The sequence below is a fragment of the Bacillus songklensis genome (assembly GCF_042649685.1).
GTDB classification, from domain to species: domain Bacteria; phylum Bacillota; class Bacilli; order Bacillales; family Bacillaceae_H; genus Bacillus_BA; species Bacillus_BA songklensis.
The window spans coordinates 250,234-268,086 of sequence record NZ_JBHRZT010000052.1 but is presented as its reverse complement, the minus strand read 5'-3'; the positions used below and the strand labels follow the sequence as shown (position 1 = coordinate 268,086).

Here is a 17,853-nt window from a genome sequence, read left to right as displayed (position 1 = left end):
TATAATAAATCAGTTCCCAAAGAAGTGGAGATTTTATGATTCGTACATGTGCCATTAAAACAAATGGAGAAGTGAAATGCGATATATCCATCAATTCAGATCGAGTGAATCGGGTGATGATGACATTAACCGTTATTCCGACCATCTTCATCCCTTTAACTTTTATCGCCGGAATTTATGGGATGAATTTTGAAAACATGCCAGAGCTAAAAGGAAAATATAGTTATTTTGTCGTATTAGGAATTATGCGGCTGCTTGCCATCGGCATGACGATACGGTTTCAGCGCAAAGGATGGTTTCGCGTTAATAAAAAATCAAAACGATAAGGGGAAATGGAATGTGACAGAACGGATGCTTCATTTATTTGCCTACCACCAATGGGGGAATTTGGAGTTGGTTCATCATATAGGGAATTTACCTCAAGATGTGTACCAAGCCAATATCCAAAGTGTGTTTCCGTCTATAAAGGATACGTTTAGCCATATGGTGGCGGTAGATCGTCTTTGGTTTGAACGAATAAAAGGAAATAGAGAAGCGGTACAAGAAGAGAAACCGATGAATACAGCAGAAGCAATAGGCGATGAAATGAAGAAGCTGTATCAAGAAATGAGAACATACCTCCAAACAATAGACCACAATTACGTCGTTTCCTATTCAAACAGCCGAAAAGAGATGTTCCAAAACAATGTCATGGATTTGATTCACCATCTAGTCAATCATGGGACATATCACAGAGGAAATATTACTGCCATGCTGCACCAGCAAGGTTATCGTTCTGTTTCAACGGATTACATTTATTATTTAAGAAGATAGCTATGTTAAAATTGGGATAAAACAATGATTTCGCACGAATGAGCCCGACATACTAAAAATCAACATGATTGTTTAATCAAGCCAAGAAGATAAAAAAGCTGAATTGAAAGGTGTAATGGGCACACCTTTCAATTCAGCTTTCTTAATGAAGTGGCAATTATTCTCCTAAGGCAATAGAACAAATTACCGGTACTTTCTTTTTTAATCTGTATAAACAATACCTTCACGCCAGTAGACTGGAGCAGCTACACATCCCAAATCAACAGTATGATTGTCCAACATGATCACACATTGGTCTTTACCAGTCTGTTTTTGAATCTCTTGGTAAACGGATTTGTCTACATTTTCTAAGATTGTCATCTCATTATTGTTGCGGAATAAAATGACAGAACCTTTCATTGCCAGCGCACCTTCTTTAATGTTATTGAATTGAAAAAAGCGGTACTCAATTCAATGCGTAGTATAGTCCTTTTTTTTCAGGGCGTCTAGATTTTGGAATACATTCCTACTTTTCAATTAATTGTGAGCGTTTTCTTTAAATGACAGGGTAAGGTTTACTACTTACTGCTCAAAATTCCATGAAAAAATAAGGATATGGATGAGCTGATTAAATGGGTTAGTGATACAGACTCTTCATCAGTACACCAATAAAATAGTATGCCAAAAAAATGGTGCAGAATAGCCAAAGCCATTTGTTCTGAACTAATTTCCCGGATAAATTCCTCTTTCCGCTTTCCTTCGTCAAAAAGGCGAATAAGCTGTTCTTTAAACTTTTTGGACTGCAACAACTCTTTCCCCTGAAAATCATCATCAGTTATAAGAACATGAAAAAGAGAACGGCAAAGAGTACGGCCTGCTTTTTCGTATCGAACCACTATCTTTTCCAGCAGGTTACATAACCCTTCTGCAATATTTCCATTCTGTTGAATGATGTTTTCCGCTTCTTGTATCATATATTGCAATTGTTGCTCACGAATTGTGTGGAGAACAGCTTCTTTCGATGTAAAATAATTAAAAAATGTACCTTTAGCGACTCCTGCTTGCGATGTAATTTGTGAAACAGTTGTTTTAGCAAAGCCTTGTTTTTGAAATAAGCGGATAGCCGTGTCCTCCAGCAGCTTCCTTGTCAATTCCTTTTGTTGTTCTCTTCTCATAGTTAGTTATTCACCTCGGATAAAGGCCTTTTAAAGTTTAGTTATATAAAAACCATAGGCGGCAGGTCGATGGTCTGTGTATCTTTCTAGTTTTTCGATAACATAGAAATGATTGCACTGAAATGAGCGGCCTTCAAATAGCAAAAAATTCATATTGAAATAGGATGTGAATTTTTTGTAAAGGAACAGGACTTAAAGTGATATATATGGAAGTAAACATAGAAATGCGTAAAAGGGTGTGACAATATGGGTGAGCTTCGGAGAGAAGAGGCGGAAAGAAGCAGGAATAGACGTACGTCCTTTACTTTATATTTTTCATTTCCTGTATTGGGGTGGGCACTGTATGACTTTGCTAATACCATCTTTTCGTCTAACATTACCACCATTTTCTTTCCTTTTTACTTACAGGAAGTAATCGGAACAAATGATCAGTTAAACCAGATTGCAAGTACATTTATTTCCTATGCGAATGCCGTTGCCAGTTTGCTGCTTGTTATGTTTTCGCCCCTTTTTGGCGTTATGATCGATCAGACAGGAAGAAAGAAACGGCCTCTTTCCGTTCTTGCTCTTTTATCAATATTATGCACAGTTGGGATGGGTTTATCCGCTTTGTGGCAGGGTGACCCTTTTCTTTCTCTTGCTTTTGTCATTTTGTTATTTGTCTTGGCGAAGTTCTTCTATCATTCGAGCTTAATATTTTATGATACGATGATTTCTGATTTGGGTGCCAAAGAAGATATGCCGCTCATCTCGGGATTCGGGGTTGCCGTCGGCTATATTGGAACATTAGTCGGTCTCCTCGTTTATCCATTTATAGGTGATGGCCAATTCCACCAAGCTTTCATTCCGACAGCTGTCCTCTATTTTTTGTTTACCTTACCCCTTTTGCTCTGGGTAAAAGAAAAAAAGGAGCAAAGGGAGGAAAGTTCAGCAGTTTCCGTTTCGTTTTTAAGCGGCTATCGAGAAATTATGGAAACTTTTCGGGAAATAAAAAGCTATAAGCCCATCTTTTTGTTTATGGTAACGTATTTTTTTATAAATGATGCGATTGCCACTACGATTACCATGATGGCGGTTTACGCAAAAGCCGTCGTCGGCTTTACAACAAATATGTTTATTATCCTCTATTTAGTTTCCACGCTGGCGAGTATCATTGGCTCTTTCGCCTTCGGCTATGTTACGAAAAAAGCGGGAGCAGCAAAAGGGGTTACGTATGTTGCCCTCATATTAATCATCGCTTTAATCTTGGCTGTTACCGCTGTTCATTCAACGGTCTTTTGGGTCGCAGGAAGCTTGTTTGGAGTGGCGCTGGGGGCAATGTGGGTAACCACAAGAACTCTTATCGTCGAACTTGCTCCACCGCATAAAAGAGGGCAATTTTTCGGATTGTTTGCTTTTTCGGGTAAGGTGTCTGCGATTTTGGGCCCTGTTGTCTACGGAACTATCACGCTTGTTTTTGCTCATACAGGTAGTTTGGCAAGTCGTCTTGCTCTATCTTCTTTACTTGTCTTTACGCTGATTGGTCTACTTGTTCATTTCAAGACACCGTACGAACAGAAATAAACTTTTTATGTAAAACAGCCGATGATAGTAATGGATATATGAATAGGATTAGACTTAAAGATGGAAGGGCGAAAATTATGAAAGATGAAAAAGGCATTTTATTAGAAAGCGGTACAAACGAATTGGAGATTGTGGAATTTGGAATCGGTCAAATCAAATTCGGGATCAATGTTATTAAAGTAAAAGAAATCATTAATCCTGTCCCGATTACCCCTATTCCACACACACATCCGTATGTGGAAGGAATTATTGAACTGCGGGGGGAGGTTTTACCTATTGTAGACGTAGCAAAGGCTTTAAAGATGCCTCCGTCATCTGCTCCAGATAAGGATAAATTTATTGTAACAGAGTTCAATAAACAAAAGATGGTATTTCATGTTCATCATGTGACAAAAATTCATCGCATTTCATGGAAACAAATCGAAAAACCTTCTCAAATGTATCAAGGATTAGAAACCCAAATAACAGGTGTCATTAAAATGGATGGGCATATGTTGTTGATGCTTGATTTTGAAAAAATTGTAACAGATGTAAATCCTGATTCTGGAATCAATATTACTTCTGTAAAAAAACTTGGACCTCGTGAAAGGTCGAATAAGAGAATTGTCGTGGCAGAAGATTCGCCGTTGCTGCGCCGTCTTGTTTCAGATACTTTAGAAGAAGCGGGGTACGTAAACGGTGAGTTTTTCGAGAATGGGCAAGATGCCCTTCGATATTTAGAGTCACTTGTAGAGAACGGAGATTCCATTAAAGACAATGTTCATCTGGTCATTACAGATATTGAAATGCCGCAAATGGATGGTCACCACTTAACAAAGCGGATTAAAGAGGATTCACGATTGATGGGGCTGCCGGTCATTATCTTTTCCTCGCTTATCACAGAGGATTTACGCCATAAAGGACAAATGGTCGGAGCTGATGGCCAAGTAAGCAAGCCTGAAATCGCCGAATTAATTCAAATGGTAGATGAATATATTTTATAATGAAAGAGGGTGACTCGAAAGCATAAAAGAACATGCTTTCGAGTCACCCTCTTGAAAATGAACCATTCTAAAAATGCAGTAGAATCAAGGATTTTCTTGACGGTTCATTTCAGTCTAAAAATATGATAGGCCTTCTTAACAGTTTCCCCGTCAGAAGCTCCAACGTCCTATCGGTAAGAGCCATGGATGGCGAAGATTTCGACGTTAGCCACAGGATGTGGCTAACGTCGAAATATGGCTTGCACCGCTTTTCTTTGTTAAAAATAGCTTTTTCCTAAAGGTTTGAACACAGGGGCTTGTTTTTTTCTATGTAAATATAACGGATGCTGAGGAGGTTTCACCCAGTAGCCGGCATATTTAGATAGTATGCGCTTTGCATGCGACAAGGACATGGACGTTTTGGGATTTCGGTAATGATGATTTAAGTGACCGAGGTGAGGAAGTCGTTGAAAATCTTCTTTTTTAGGAGGCATATGAAAATAGTAGTCCCCAACAGAAACAAGTACGTCGGATTTTTGCTGGCTCTTCCCAGGGTTTGGAGAGAAATGGAGCCCTTCTTTTTTTGCTTTTCCTTCTGAAATCAACTTTTCCAGTGCAAGTTTTTTAAGAGTATACAGTTTTTTTGGATCGGGTGCTGCTTTTGCATGACGATTGACCGTAAAAATAGCCTGGGCAAGTTCATCTATAGATTCTTCTAGAGGTTCGTGACCGGTGAAGTCCGACATAATTCCACTCCTTCTTTTTATTCAGTGCATTTATAGGCAAAAAGAACCAAATATATAAGCTGGATGCTTGGTTCTCTTATATTATATACCCATATCGGCCTTTTGCAAACGAGTGATGTTCAGAAAAAAAGAGTCATTTAACCGTTTTTCAGAAAAGGTTTAAAAAAAATAAAAAAAGTGAACATAAGAAATATAGTTCATGAATTCATGAACTTTTACATCCAAACAAATAATAAAAAATACATAACTCAATTAAGAAGGTGCTGTAATTGTTCGATATTTTAATTGCTCTTATTCCAGCTATTACATGGGGAAGCATTGTTCTTGTCAGTGTAAAACTCGGAGGTTCTCCTGCCAACCAAGTTCTCGGTCTGACAATTGGTGCTTTCTTATTTGCGATAGGAGCTTACTTTTTTGTACAACCTGATCTTTCCTGGAAGGCCATCACCATCAGTTTTATTTCTGGTGCTTTTTGGTCTTTAGGACAAAAAAATCAGTTTGGTGCTGTTGAATATTTAGGGGTGTCAAAAGCGGTTCCCGTTTCAACAGGAATGCAGCTCGTAGCCACAAGCTTGTTTGGAGTTCTCATATTTGAAGAATGGTTAACAAAAATGAAAATCATGATTGGGATCACGGCCCTTATTTGTATTATTGTTGGGGTTGTTTTTACATCCATTGAAGAAAAAGATCAGGGAGGTGATAACGATAAAAATCAGTTTACAAAAGGAATGATCATCTTACTTATTTCTACGCTTGGATATTTAGTATATGTCATCATTTTACGTTGGTTTGAAATTGATGGATGGTCTGCAATTTTGCCACAGGCCGTGGGGATGATCGCCGGGGCCTTATTGCTGACGATAAAAGACAAGCCGTTTGATAAATACACCGTCCGCAATATTTTAACGGGTCTTATTTGGGCAACAGGGAATATCGGATTGCTGCTGTCCGTTCCTCGGGTAGGAGTTGCGACAAGTTTTTCCTTTTCTCAAATGGGGATTATCATTTCGACTTTTGGCGGCATCTTTTTACTTGGGGAGAAAAAATCGAAAAGACAAATGGTATTTGTTATTATCGGAAGCATTTTAATTATCTTGGGAGGCGTACTCCTCGGATATACGAAAAAATAAAAGGAGTGGTTGAGATGTATTCAGATTTAGCAGGCAAAGTGGCAGTCATTACGGGAGCGGCAACTGGAATCGGAAAAGCCATTGCTCTTCGGTTCGGACAAGAAAAAATGAAGGTTGTCGTCGACTATCGAAGCAAACAGGAACATGCAAGCGAAGTGGTGCAAGCAATTAAAGAGGCCGGTGGTGAAGCCATTGCGGTTCAGGCTGATGTATCCAAAGAAGAAGACATGAAACGGCTCATCGAGGCGGCACATACATCATTTGGCAGCCTGGATGTCATGGTGAATAACGCAGGAATTCAAAAAGAAATTCCTTCACATGAGATGAGGCTTGATGATTGGAATAAAGTCATTTCCGTGAACTTGTCAGGAACATTTTTGGGAGCATCACAAGCAATTAAGTATATGCTGGAAAACGATGTTAAAGGTTGTGTCATTAACATGTCAAGTGTTCACGAAATCATTCCGTGGCCGCATTTTGTTCACTATGCTTCCAGCAAGGGAGGCATTCGGATGATGACGCAAACATTGGCACTGGAGTATGCACCAAAAGGCATCCGAGTAAATGCGATTGGACCGGGAGCAATTAATACTCCGATCAATGCAGAGAAGTTTTCTGACCCAGGTGTAAAAGCGTCGGTAGAAAAAATGATTCCGATGGGTTACATTGCTGAGCCTGATGAGATTGCTTCTGTTGCGGCCTGGCTTGCATCACAAGAAGCGAAATACGTTACAGGCATTACCCTCTACGCAGACGGCGGGATGACATTATATCCGAGCTTCCAAGCCGGTCAAGGTTAAGGAGAAGGATAAGCGCGTGAAGGTCGAATGTATACTGCCGTTCCATTTGGCAAGATGGACGCAAGCTCGTTTACATAGACATGAACGGTATACGGGATACTTTTTGGATCCGGCAAGCCGGGAATGAAAATGACTTGTCCGGGTATAAGCATGTTTGGATTGATCAAAGGATTGGCAGCGATCAAGGATTGAAGCGGACGCCGATAATCAAGCGCGATGGCTGATAACGTTTCTCCGGGCTTTACAATATGGTTCATACCTATCCCCCCCTTTTTTTCACTCAATGTATTTTATTTCTATCAACTTAAAAACATGATAGAAATAAAAAGGCGAAATCAATCGGCAATAGATAATGCATGATTTTCTGTTGTGATAATCCCCTTTAATGGGCTAAAATGTTTATAGCAATATGTAAGGAAAATTACATAAGTAAAGGATGTTTAAACAATTGGGTAATAAATATGCAATGATTGACATTGGCTCCAATACGATGCGCCTTGTCATTTACGAATATGGCGAAAAGAGACGTTTTAAACAAGTGGAGAACGTGAAGGTGGCGGCTAGGCTTCGCAATTATTTAAATGAAGACCAGTGCTTAAGTGCCGAGGGAATAAGGGTGCTGATCAACACTTTACATACTTTTCAAATCATCACGAGACACCATAAAATCCGACAAGTAAAATGCGTAGCAACTGCCACGATCCGCCAGGCGGTCAATAAAGAAGAAGTATGTCGTATCGTTAAGGAAATGACAGATTTTACCGTGATGGTATTGTCGGAATACGAGGAGGCATTTTACGGATTTTTGGCCGTTGTCAACTCGACGGATAAAAAAGAAGGCATTACCATTGATATTGGTGGGGGAAGTACAGAAGTTACTTATTTTTCAGACCGTCAGCTCATTGAGTATCATAGTTTTCCTTTTGGAGCTCTTTCACTGAAGCTTCAATATATAAAAGGAGACATACCGACCGAAGAGGAGCGGGCAAACATTAAAAGTTTTGTTCGTTCTCAAATAGAAACGCTGCCGTGGCTGAAAGGAAAGCAGCTTCCGATTGTCGCGATTGGGGGAAGTGCGCGTAATATGGTTCAGCTGCACCAGAGTTTCATCAGTTATCCGTTAGCGGGTTTACACCAATATGAGATGACACTTGAGGATATTCGTGGCGTGAAAGAGCAGCTTGGCGGCATGACTTATCAGGATCTGCAAAAATTAGAGGGCCTGTCAAAGGATCGGGCAGATACGATCTTGCCAGCCATCGAGGTATTCGAAACATTATGTGAAGTAACGGGAGCACCGAAATTCGTGTTAAGCCGAAAAGGACTTCGAGAAGGCTTGTTATTTGAGGAACTGAAAAAGCCATTTGGAATTAGACTTTATCCGAATGTTCTGGAAGAAAGTTTCCAACAGATGATCATGGATTTTGAAATTAACATCGAACATGTGAACGAAGTGACGAAAACTGCCAGTTTATTATTTCAGCATTTTCGCATGCAGCTTGATTTCCCGCTCGAGGATGGGGACCTTCATTTGCTGAAAAGGGCAGCACAGGTTTTTCAACTCGGCGAGTATATCGATTCGGAATCGAGCAGCCAGCATACGTTTTATTTGTTAGCAAATCGGACAATTGACGGGATTAGCCATAAAGATCGGCTAAAATTAGCTTTAATTGCTTCTTATAAAGGAAAAACGGCATTTCGCCAATATATGGAGCCTTTTAAAGATTGGATGACAAAAGAAGAACAAAAAACATTGCGCTTTTTAGGGGCTGTTTTAAAGGTCGCTTCAAGCTTAAATGCAACGAAAAGAAACATTGTAAAACATGTAGATGTGGATAAGGATTTAAACGGTTTTACAATTAAAATCTTATGTAACAGCGATTACCGGGCAGAAGAGTATCAAGCGGAAAAACAAAAGAAACATCTCGAAAAAGCAACAAAGCAGTCTATTACATTGCAGTTCCAGGATTTATAAGTGTATCTTTAACGATTGCACTTATAAACCGACCCCGTAACCAAGCAGAACAAATCGAAAATCTCCGTAGCTGCGCACACCTATTATATTGCCATTGTAACTTTTTGAAGATTAGGATTATAAAAAATCACTGGCTGAATATAACACCATTAATAAAAATTAACAATTTATTTACATTTAATTAACATTGTAATGATATTGTGAAAAAGATTACGGAAAAGTAGAGATTTTAATAAGGGTGGGCAATCGTGATGGAAACAACAAGTACAATAACGGAACGAAAAAATCTGGGGCATCCATCAAATTATAACAACCGAGAATTAAGCTGGCTTGCTTTTAATCAGCGTGTATTAGAAGAGGCCATTGATGAACGCAATCGTTTATTGGAACGGTTTAAATTTTTAGCCATCTTTTCATCAAACTTGGATGAGTTTTTTATGGTGAGGGTAGCAGGGTTAAAGGACCAGGTTAAAGCAGGATTTAATAAACCGGAAAATAAAGCGGGATTAACTCCAAAAGAACAACTTTCCTATATCTCGAAGAAAAACCATACACTTGTTAATCTACAGTATGAGACATATAACGAGCTGCTTCCTCTCCTTGAAAAAGAGGGTATTCTGATTGTAAACGTGCAAGGTGTAAATGATGAACAAATGCAGTTTTTAGCGCAATATTTCAATGAGCAAATCTTTCCTGTTCTAACTCCAATGGCAGTGGATGCCTATCGTCCGTTTCCGATGCTTCTCAATAAGAGCCTGAATTTGGCCATTGTATTGGCCAACCATCAGGATGAGCAGGATGAGATGGAAAGGCTCGACGGAAAGCTGGCTCTCGTTCAAGTGCCTGCCGTGTTAACAAGATACATTGAGCTGCCTACTTGCGGAGAAAAAAGAACGTTTATTTTATTAGAAGATGTCATTTCGCATTTCATCTATAAGTTATTCAAAGGATATGAAGTGAAATCTGTTACCCCATTCCGTATTACCCGCAATGCAGACATGACCATTCACGAAGAAGGCGCGCGGGATTTATTGAAAGAAATCGAAAAAGAATTAAAAAAACGAAAATGGGGAGCGGCTGTTCGTTTGGAAATAAAGGGGCAGGAGTACGATGACAAGTTGCTTCACTATTTGAAAGAAGAATTGGAAATTCACGAAAAAGATATTTATTGTGTGGATGGTCCTCTTGATTTAACCTCTTTATTCTCCTTTTATAAAGATGTAGAAGCGACACACGAACATTTAGTGGATGAAACCCTCATTCCGCAGCCTCCCAAAGATTTGGCTTCGCATGAGGATGTGTTTGAAAAAGCGCTGCAGCAAGATATTTTACTTCATCATCCGTACGAGTCGTTTGAGCCGGTTGTTGATTTTGTGTCCGATGCCGCCGACGATCCCGATGTATTGGCCATTAAGCAGACCCTTTATCGTGTAAGCGGTGATTCGCCGATTATTAAAGCATTAAAAAGAGCCGCGGAAAACGGAAAACAAGTGACTGTGTTAGTAGAATTAAAAGCCCGTTTTGATGAAGAAAACAATGTACATTGGGCGAAAGAACTGGAGCAGGAAGGCTGTCATGTAATTTATGGGATGAATTACTTGAAAACGCATAGTAAAATTACACTTGTTGTAAGGCGTAAAAATGGGCGCATCGAACATTTCGTCCATTTAGGAACAGGTAACTACAATGATGCGACAGCTAAAATTTATACAGACATGGGACTAATTACAACGAACAAAAAAATCGGCATAGATGCCACGAATTTCTTTAATTATTTAAGCGGTTATACAGAAAAGCCAACGTATCATCACCTATCTGTTGCCCCGTTTAATATTCGGGAGGATTTCATCTCGTTCATCGACCAGGAAATTCAGTTCCACAAGCAACATGGGAATGGCCGTATTATTGCCAAGATGAATTCGCTAACGGACAAACCGATCATGATGAAGCTATATGAAGCATCCAATGCGGGAATAAAAATCGATTTAATCGTTCGCGGGATTTGCTGCTTGCGCCCAGGAATTAAAGGTGTCAGTGAAAACATTACGGTGCACAGTATCGTGGGCCGTTTCCTTGAACATAGCCGTATTTACTATTTCCATCACAATGGGGAAGAGAAATTGTTTTTATCATCAGCGGATATGATGACAAGAAATATGGAAAAACGTGTAGAGATTTTATTCCCGATTTTCGATGGCCGCTTAAAGAAACGAATCAATAAATGGTTGTCGATCATGTTGGCTGATAATGTGAAGGCCCGTAAACTGGATGCTGAAGGAAATTATCATTATGTGAAGAGAAAGGCCGACGGACCCATTATAGACAGCCAGCAAATCCTCTACGAAATGGCCTATCAGGTCAAAGAAGACGAAGAATAAAAAGATGTCGAGACATCAGGTCTCGACATCTTTTTTACCTGTATAGAGGAGGAGCGGTATAATACGTATTATAGATAGCCGCAGGGGAACCATAAGGAGCGCCATATGCACCGTATCCGCCATAAGGGATTGCAGGATATGGAGGGTAATAAGGAAAAGGAGCACCGTAAAATCCAGGACGACCAATCAACGCACCGGCTGCCAGCCCTCCTAACAACCCGCCTGCCAGTCCTCCAAGAAATGGAAAAGCAAAGAATCGACTTTCGCCGTAAGGGGCTCCACCACGATAATAACCGTATGGATACATAAATGAGAAAACCTCCTTGTGTTTTGTCTTAATAGTGTATGGCCATGTTGTAATGAATGAGCATGGTCTAAGTGTAAAATGGAAAGGAAGTTCGACAGATGAAGAGTAAAACAATTGTACTAGTGGCGTGTGGAGGAGCAATTGGGGCGGTATTACGCTATTTGCTTACATTCTTTATACCACAGAAAGAATTTGCGTTTGCTACCTTAACAGCAAATCTTGCAGGAAGCTTCTTATTGGCTATGCTTACGGCCATGTGGGCAGCGCATTTCTTGGATGAAGCCTTAAGACCTTTACTCGGTACTGGATTTTGCGGAGGATTTACGACCATGTCGACTCTTTCGAGTGAGATTAATCTTTATATAATGGAAGGAGATGGGCTCAAGAGTATGATTTACTTGTTTCTTTCTCTATTCGGCGGATTGTTGGTAGGGTGGGCCGGTTATGCCATCGGAATGAGAATTCCTTATAAACAACAGAAAGGAGAGCAGCCATGAGTACGATATTGGCAGTCGCATTTGGAGGGGCGATCGGGGCGGTCTTGCGCTATGTGATAGGAGAATATTTGAAAGGGTATAAAATCAAACAGTTAACGATTGGTACCTTTATCATTAATCTAATAGGCTCCTTCTTTTTGGGATGGCTCATGGGGTTACAGATGCCTGTGAATGCTTGGTATACCTTTTTTCTGACAACAGGCATTTGCGGTGCTTTCACCACATTTTCCACCTTTGTGATCGAATCAATCTCCTATATGAAAAAAAGGGCCATGATGACTGCCGTTATTTATGTCATCATCACGATGATTATTTGTCCGATCTTCTTTATGTTGGGATATAGAGTGTAACTTCACTCGGTAAAATTCTTGATAATGATTTGTGGCAAGAGGGGGATGATTCAAAAAAAGATAAAAAAGCCTACCCTTTCAACCATCCCCTGAAAGGACCCGGCATGTGATATTCAACAAAACCAAGGATGTTTCTGCCGGGTCCTTTCAGTAAAAACGTTGCTGTCTGTCTATCTTAAGCCTATGGGACAGCTTCTTTTTTCAATGCGAGTAATGGAATCAGATTCCTCACTCGTGTTTTAAGGTGAAAATGGTAATTTCAGGTTTAGCCAAAAAACGAAACGGAAGCCTTGTTGTCCCCAGTCCGCGATTGACATAGAGCTGCATCTTTGCCTCTCCCACTTTGTATGAGCCTTCTTGGTAGATGGTAGATAATGGAGGGGTGATCAATGGACCGTAAAATGGAATTTGAATTTGTCCCCCGTGGCTGTGACCCGAAAGCTGAAGGTCGACAGGATAGAGTGCAATTTTTTGTGCAACATCGGGTTCATGGACCATCACAATAGAAAATACCTCACTCGATAATTGTCGGAGTGTTTGATCATACTGCGGTTTGCCAAGCAGGACATCATCTAACCCGCAGATGGAAATATAGCTGTTGTCCACTAAACGAATATGGGCTATTTCATTCACCAGGAGGGTAAACTTGGATTCATGCATAATTTGTTTGTACATTTCCGTTCCATATCCGCCGTGATCGTGATTGCCGAAAATGGCAAATTTGCCTAGAGGTGCATGGACTTGCTTAAGAATGGGCGAAATTTGATTGATATAGGGGTATTCATTCGGTATATCAATCAAATCACCTGTAAACAACACGATATCCGGGCTTAAGGCATTCAGTTTTTCCACGAGACGTTTTAATAGTGGTAAGTCATAGGAAAGTCCGAGGTGAATATCACTGAACTGAAGAATTTTCATACCGTGAAAACTTTTTGGTATGTTTTTAGAGGTAAGGGTCCGTTCTACTACGTCAAGTTGTCTTGGTTCGATATATCGCGCATACATATATCCGAAGCCGAAAGTCAAAAAGGTACCTGCCGTAAAAGCAGCGACCCTTTTCAAAAAGGTTCGCCTAGTGTATATTTTCTTCATAAAAATCAACCTATTTCTCTTAGTTTTCATGCCTACCTATTATAGCATTCTTTTTTCATGTGCCTCAATTGTAAAACTATTAAGTCAGTTCTTCAGACGCTGATCGGAGATCGAGAAGAATACAGGATATAGAGAGAAGAAAAAGATAAAATGGGGAATGTATCACGATGGATGGAGGCCAACGGCTGAGTCAACATCCTTTCTAAGACCTGGGAAATCAGGTGAAACACTAGCGTAATCGCCACAGCCATATTATACTATTTTTATTATATGGGAAGGTGGTGTTCGTGTGGATCCATTAGATATTTTAACGAACCTAGATCAAGTCATACCATACTATCAAGCTATTTTTTCGGCTGATGCTCATAAGATTATTGGATATGAGGTATTAGGGCGATTTCAAACAGAAGACAAAGCAGAAAGTCTTGGCCCATTTTTTCACGATGATGCGATTCCAGATGAATACCGTATTGAAGTAGATCAAGTCGTATTAGCAAAGGCTTTAGATTATATTATAGAGGAAGAGGATAAGACGAGTCTAATATTTATCAATCAAAATACGAACTTGTTGATGAAGGATCACGGGGAATCGCTTCTGGCACTCTTGCGTTCTTTTGAAGAAAGAGGGCTTTCTTTAAGCCAGATCGTTCTAGAAATTACGGAGCATGATTTTAACGGAGATATCGACCAATTGGATCATTTGCTTACTTATTACCGTACATACGGGATTAAAATAGCGATTGATAATATCGGTAAGGAAAGCAGTAATTTAGATCGCATCGGATTGCTTTCTCCTGATATTTTGAAAATAGACTTACATATTTTGCGCAAAACGGCGATGACTCAATCATATCAAGATGTCCTTTATTCGTTAGCCTTGCTGGCACGCAAAATCGGGGCCACGCTCCTGTATGAAGATATTGAAGCCTCTTTTCAACTTCAATATGCATGGAGAAACGGAGGACGTTATTTCCAAGGCTTCTACCTTCACAAACCTTCGCCTGCTTTTGTGCCTGCTGATTTGTTAAAAGATAAGCTGAAAGAACAGTTTCGGAGCTTTATTGCCCAGGAGAAAAAGAAACTGCTTGCTATTCATAATTTGACTCAATGCTTCCAGGTGAAATTGCAACAGCTAATACCAAAATGTAAAAAGCTTACTTCCTATGATGAGATGATTGCCGTTATGGCCCGTGAATTATCAGATGTTTGCTTTCGTATTTACATTTGTGATGAAAACGGTTTCCAACAATCTGCAAATATTCTCAAAAAAGAGGAGTCCTGGAATTTTGAACCTCGGTATGTAAATAAAAACTGGAGCTGGCGTCCATATTTCCTCGAAAACATTATCCGAATGAGTCACGAACAAAAAGGAATTCTGTCCGATTTATACAGCGACATCGAATCAGGAGAGAGTATTCGCACGTTTTCTTATCCGATTGATTCTCATCATTATGTGTTCATTGATTTACCCTATTCTTTTTTATACGAACGAGACGCATTATAACAAAAGAAAAGCGGAACGAGCTAAGTTACAGCTAAAAACGCTCACGTCCTGTGAGCAACGCTGTAACCTTCGCCATCCATGGCTCTCCTCCATAGGGCATTGGAACTCCTGACAAAGAAGCGCTTTTTGCTTCATTTGAAGGATCGTCGACTAAGAACGGTCACGTCCTGTGACCAACGTCGACGCTTGAACATCCTGTTCTTCGAAAATGACCGTAGGAGCTGGCTCGTGCAGCTGGACAACGAAGAAAAGCGGAAGCGGCTCGCCCAGGGACGACACGCGCTGGAAGCTTCTTCACCAGAAGCGCTCTTTGCTTCTGAGGAAGAAGGTGAAGCGACGCGAGTCCCTAGCCGCTGCAGCTGGACAACGAAGAAAAGCGGAAACGGCGAGAAAATTTCCAGATACAATCTATGCTTTTTTACATGGCGAAAAGGACCCGGTACGAGAAATCCAACAAAAACATGGATTTTTCTGCCGGGTTCTTTTAGTACAAACGATTCCCGCTGTCTGCCTAAAACTTTGACGGCAGTTCTCTCTGGCGAAAGTCATAAAATTTGGCTTCTCTTGGAATAGATGCGTCTAAGAACGGAAAAATAGAAAAAAGTATAGAAAAGGAAAGGAGAATTGCTATGAGCATGATGATGATTTTGAGCTTGATTATTTTTCTAATCGCTGTTGTCGGATTGATTTATACGTATGTGGTAGCGAGAAATCAGAAGTATTTACAAAGTGAGCTGGATACAAAATTAAATGAGCGGGTACAGGCTCATCCTTATATTCGTAACCCTATTTTCATTGCTTGGACCTTATTTCTTTTAGCTATTCTAGCCATTGTTGCGTATGTCACAGCCTTATATTATTAAAAATTCTAAAAGATAGACCGGAATCTTGTTTGTATAAAGCAAAGAAGGGTATACAAGAAGCAACATCTTATTAATGGAGGGGTGTCACATGAAGAAGATAGCAGCTGTCATTGTAAGCGTGTTTCTATTATTAAGTTTCATCATGATTCAACCTGCTAAAGCCAAAGTGCAGCAGCCGACACGTGAGCGGGTGTTTGAAATATTGCACGCAGGTTTTCAAGCCCAGGTGAAGCTGGGAGAAAAACATGTCACCAAACAACAGGCGGTTTCCATATTGTCCCCTTATTTTGATTCATCTTATATTCAGCGTTTTTTGGATGAAAATCTGGTGAAAGAAGCGCAAGGATATATTACGTATGGTTCGGATTATGCTCTTTATTATATTCCATACTTTTCATATGACGATTTGACAAATGTTATGTACGATCCAAAACATCAAAAAATATATGTATATGAACATTTTCCGGCAGTAACCGACGGTCCCGTTACATACGGAGACCATTATGAATTGATGGTGCTAAGGAAACAACACTCAAGCTGGAAGATTGAGCAGTATGTATATAGTGAAGAGGTACCAAAAGAGGTGACATCTTCAAAAAATTTACAGTCGTTGTAAGATAAGGAATTGCTTTATAGCCAAACGAGTGAGAATATGATTTCCCAAAACCACACAAAGGAATCGTCATGGAGAATCCTTTGAAATCAAGGGTTTGCATAACGATTCCTTTTATTAAAAGATTTTTGTCACATGAAGGGGCGGCCTTTTGAGTCATCCCCTTTTGATTTGCGTTAAGAAAGACGTAAATCGGCAACGGTGGACTCAATTCGAAGCAGCTGTCAATTTAAAGTGTGAAGTATAAGGCCGACTAGGCCTCTGTTTTCCCCTTTACGGGCTTGCCAATCGGCGATTTTTTTAAGAAAGCCCAAGCAAACTTTCTAATCTTTTTAAATCAAACCCAATCACGAGTTCCTCGTCTACTTTTACCGTTGGCGTTGAATAGGCACGGAATGCATTCACCATCCGGTCTTTTGCTTTGGCATCTTTTGTAATATCATATTCTATATATGATACTTGATGATGTTTCAGAAATTCTTTCACAATTTGACACGGCGGGCATGAAGGTTGTGTATAGACTTCCACTTGTTTCATTTCAAAACTCCTTTAGTAAGAATAGCAAAGCTTTTTTCATTATAGTATAAAATAAAAAATAAGCAATGCGAGTGCTTTCATTCAAGTGGAAAAGTAAATATCGTACACTTGGACGATAAAATATGAGAAAGTACTTGTGTTTTTTGTCTCGGTACCCTATAGTTGTGAATGTGTCTTTTATATATGAACAAGTAACGTGGATAGAAAGAAAATGTTAGTGAAAGCTAAGCATAGATAGATTAACTATGCCATAGCTGAAAGGAGTATCGATATGTCACAGTTACAAGGCATTTTAACTCGTCTTATTAATCTCCGTGAGCAAGCAAGCGGCGGCGAAGTACCACAGCGTTTTTTTGAAGTGAATGGACAGCGTATTTGCAGCGTGAAATTTCATGCCAAAACAGAAACGTATGAATTGGAAGTATATCAAGATGGGGAAAAACCACAATCATATCAGTTCGATAATATCGATATGATTGCGATCGAAATCTTCGAATTAATTAACTAAAGTCCTATGTCTTCATGGGGCTTTTTTATATGTCGGCTATATTAAGGTCCAGTGTTAG

Annotated in this window: 21 protein-coding genes and 1 pseudogene; 15 read left to right on the top strand and 7 right to left on the bottom strand. The window is 39.8% G+C overall.

Annotated features, from left to right (window positions below):
* Positions 1–83: 83 nt before the first annotated feature.
* Positions 84–326 (top strand): annotated as a pseudogene (locus tag ACFOU2_RS12645) (CorA family divalent cation transporter); the annotation flags it as partial.
* 25 nt (positions 327–351) lie between these two features.
* Complete coding sequence (locus ACFOU2_RS12640) at positions 352–813, top strand: DinB family protein (RefSeq protein WP_449237048.1); 462 nt, start codon at positions 352–354, stop codon at positions 811–813.
* A gap of 201 nt (positions 814–1,014) precedes the next feature.
* Here ACFOU2_RS12640 and ACFOU2_RS12635 read toward each other — a convergent pair whose 3' ends face one another.
* Positions 1,015–1,212 (bottom strand): hypothetical protein, encoded by a 198-nt coding sequence (locus tag ACFOU2_RS12635; RefSeq protein ID WP_377915640.1) that lies wholly within the window; start codon positions 1,210–1,212, stop codon positions 1,015–1,017.
* 158 nt (positions 1,213–1,370) lie between these two features.
* On the bottom strand, positions 1,371–1,967 hold the full coding sequence (locus ACFOU2_RS12630) for a TetR/AcrR family transcriptional regulator (RefSeq protein ID WP_377915638.1): 597 nt from the start codon (positions 1,965–1,967) through the stop codon (positions 1,371–1,373).
* Between the two features lie 246 nt (positions 1,968–2,213).
* Here ACFOU2_RS12630 and ACFOU2_RS12625 point away from each other — a divergent pair, with 246 nt between their 5' ends.
* Together ACFOU2_RS12625 and ACFOU2_RS12620 are read left to right on the top strand one after the other, a co-directional pair.
* Positions 2,214–3,530, top strand: a complete 1,317-nt coding sequence (locus tag ACFOU2_RS12625) for an MFS transporter (protein ID WP_377915636.1) — start codon at positions 2,214–2,216, stop codon at positions 3,528–3,530.
* A 77-nt stretch (positions 3,531–3,607) separates the two neighbouring features.
* On the top strand, positions 3,608–4,513 hold the full coding sequence (locus ACFOU2_RS12620; RefSeq protein WP_377915634.1) for a chemotaxis protein: 906 nt from the start codon (positions 3,608–3,610) through the stop codon (positions 4,511–4,513).
* Between the two features lie 257 nt (positions 4,514–4,770).
* On the opposite strand, the gene ACFOU2_RS12615 is transcribed toward ACFOU2_RS12620, so the two are convergent.
* Positions 4,771–5,238: a YkyB family protein gene (locus ACFOU2_RS12615; protein WP_377915632.1), complete on the bottom strand. Its 468-nt coding sequence runs from the start codon at positions 5,236–5,238 to the stop codon at positions 4,771–4,773.
* 269 nt (positions 5,239–5,507) lie between these two features.
* On the opposite strand from ACFOU2_RS12615, the gene ACFOU2_RS12610 reads away from it, so the two are divergent.
* A complete protein-coding gene (locus tag ACFOU2_RS12610; RefSeq protein WP_377915630.1) occupies positions 5,508–6,368 on the top strand; it encodes a GRP family sugar transporter in 861 nt (286 codons plus the stop codon).
* A 14-nt stretch (positions 6,369–6,382) separates the two neighbouring features.
* The gene (locus ACFOU2_RS12605) at positions 6,383–7,168 is read left to right on the top strand and encodes a glucose-1-dehydrogenase (RefSeq protein WP_377915628.1); all 786 of its coding nucleotides are present in this window, start codon (positions 6,383–6,385) and stop codon (positions 7,166–7,168) included.
* On the opposite strand, the gene ACFOU2_RS12600 is transcribed toward ACFOU2_RS12605, so the two are convergent.
* Entirely contained in the window at positions 7,165–7,425 is a 261-nt protein-coding gene (locus ACFOU2_RS12600) for a LysM peptidoglycan-binding domain-containing protein (RefSeq protein ID WP_377915626.1), read from the bottom strand. The genes ACFOU2_RS12605 and ACFOU2_RS12600 overlap by 4 nt on opposite strands.
* A gap of 209 nt (positions 7,426–7,634) precedes the next feature.
* Between ACFOU2_RS12600 and ACFOU2_RS12595 the strand changes: the two genes are divergently transcribed.
* Complete coding sequence (locus ACFOU2_RS12595; RefSeq protein ID WP_377916384.1) at positions 7,635–9,143, top strand: Ppx/GppA phosphatase family protein; 1,509 nt, start codon at positions 7,635–7,637, stop codon at positions 9,141–9,143.
* Between the two features lie 251 nt (positions 9,144–9,394).
* Positions 9,395–11,521, top strand: a complete 2,127-nt coding sequence (locus ACFOU2_RS12590) for an RNA degradosome polyphosphate kinase (protein WP_377915624.1) — start codon at positions 9,395–9,397, stop codon at positions 11,519–11,521.
* Positions 11,522–11,555: 34 nt separating this feature from the next.
* Here ACFOU2_RS12590 and ACFOU2_RS12585 read toward each other — a convergent pair whose 3' ends face one another.
* Positions 11,556–11,828 carry a hypothetical protein gene (locus tag ACFOU2_RS12585; RefSeq protein WP_377915622.1) on the bottom strand — a complete coding sequence of 91 codons (273 nt, stop codon included), beginning with the start codon at positions 11,826–11,828 and terminating at the stop codon, positions 11,556–11,558.
* A 98-nt stretch (positions 11,829–11,926) separates the two neighbouring features.
* On the opposite strand from ACFOU2_RS12585, the gene ACFOU2_RS12580 reads away from it, so the two are divergent.
* Positions 11,927–12,325 carry a fluoride efflux transporter FluC gene (locus tag ACFOU2_RS12580; protein WP_377915620.1) on the top strand — a complete coding sequence of 133 codons (399 nt, stop codon included), beginning with the start codon at positions 11,927–11,929 and terminating at the stop codon, positions 12,323–12,325.
* Positions 12,322–12,675, top strand: coding sequence for a fluoride efflux transporter CrcB (crcB, locus tag ACFOU2_RS12575; protein WP_377915618.1), 354 nt, complete (start codon positions 12,322–12,324; stop codon positions 12,673–12,675). The genes ACFOU2_RS12580 and crcB overlap by 4 nt, the downstream gene beginning before the upstream one ends.
* Before the next feature lie 228 nt (positions 12,676–12,903).
* Here crcB and ACFOU2_RS12570 read toward each other — a convergent pair whose 3' ends face one another.
* A complete protein-coding gene (locus ACFOU2_RS12570; RefSeq protein WP_377915616.1) occupies positions 12,904–13,770 on the bottom strand; it encodes a metallophosphoesterase in 867 nt (288 codons plus the stop codon).
* A 289-nt stretch (positions 13,771–14,059) separates the two neighbouring features.
* Here ACFOU2_RS12570 and ACFOU2_RS12565 point away from each other — a divergent pair, with 289 nt between their 5' ends.
* The 4 genes from ACFOU2_RS12565 to ACFOU2_RS12550 all read left to right on the top strand — a co-directional run bounded on the left by ACFOU2_RS12565 (position 14,060) and on the right by ACFOU2_RS12550 (position 16,753).
* On the top strand, positions 14,060–15,274 hold the full coding sequence (locus ACFOU2_RS12565) for an EAL-associated domain-containing protein (protein ID WP_377915614.1): 1,215 nt from the start codon (positions 14,060–14,062) through the stop codon (positions 15,272–15,274).
* A 228-nt stretch (positions 15,275–15,502) separates the two neighbouring features.
* A complete protein-coding gene (locus ACFOU2_RS12560; protein WP_377915612.1) occupies positions 15,503–15,847 on the top strand; it encodes a hypothetical protein in 345 nt (114 codons plus the stop codon).
* 56 nt (positions 15,848–15,903) lie between these two features.
* Positions 15,904–16,137: a hypothetical protein gene (locus ACFOU2_RS12555; protein ID WP_377915610.1), complete on the top strand. Its 234-nt coding sequence runs from the start codon at positions 15,904–15,906 to the stop codon at positions 16,135–16,137.
* An 88-nt stretch (positions 16,138–16,225) separates the two neighbouring features.
* Positions 16,226–16,753, top strand: a complete 528-nt coding sequence (locus ACFOU2_RS12550) for a DUF3993 domain-containing protein (RefSeq protein ID WP_377915608.1) — start codon at positions 16,226–16,228, stop codon at positions 16,751–16,753.
* A gap of 297 nt (positions 16,754–17,050) precedes the next feature.
* Here the strand turns inward: ACFOU2_RS12550 and ACFOU2_RS12545 are convergent, their stop codons facing one another.
* Positions 17,051–17,287 carry a glutaredoxin domain-containing protein gene (locus ACFOU2_RS12545; protein WP_377915606.1) on the bottom strand — a complete coding sequence of 79 codons (237 nt, stop codon included), beginning with the start codon at positions 17,285–17,287 and terminating at the stop codon, positions 17,051–17,053.
* A 271-nt stretch (positions 17,288–17,558) separates the two neighbouring features.
* On the opposite strand from ACFOU2_RS12545, the gene ACFOU2_RS12540 reads away from it, so the two are divergent.
* Positions 17,559–17,795: a YkuJ family protein gene (locus ACFOU2_RS12540; protein ID WP_377915604.1), complete on the top strand. Its 237-nt coding sequence runs from the start codon at positions 17,559–17,561 to the stop codon at positions 17,793–17,795.
* The last annotated feature ends 58 nt before the right edge of the window (positions 17,796–17,853 follow it).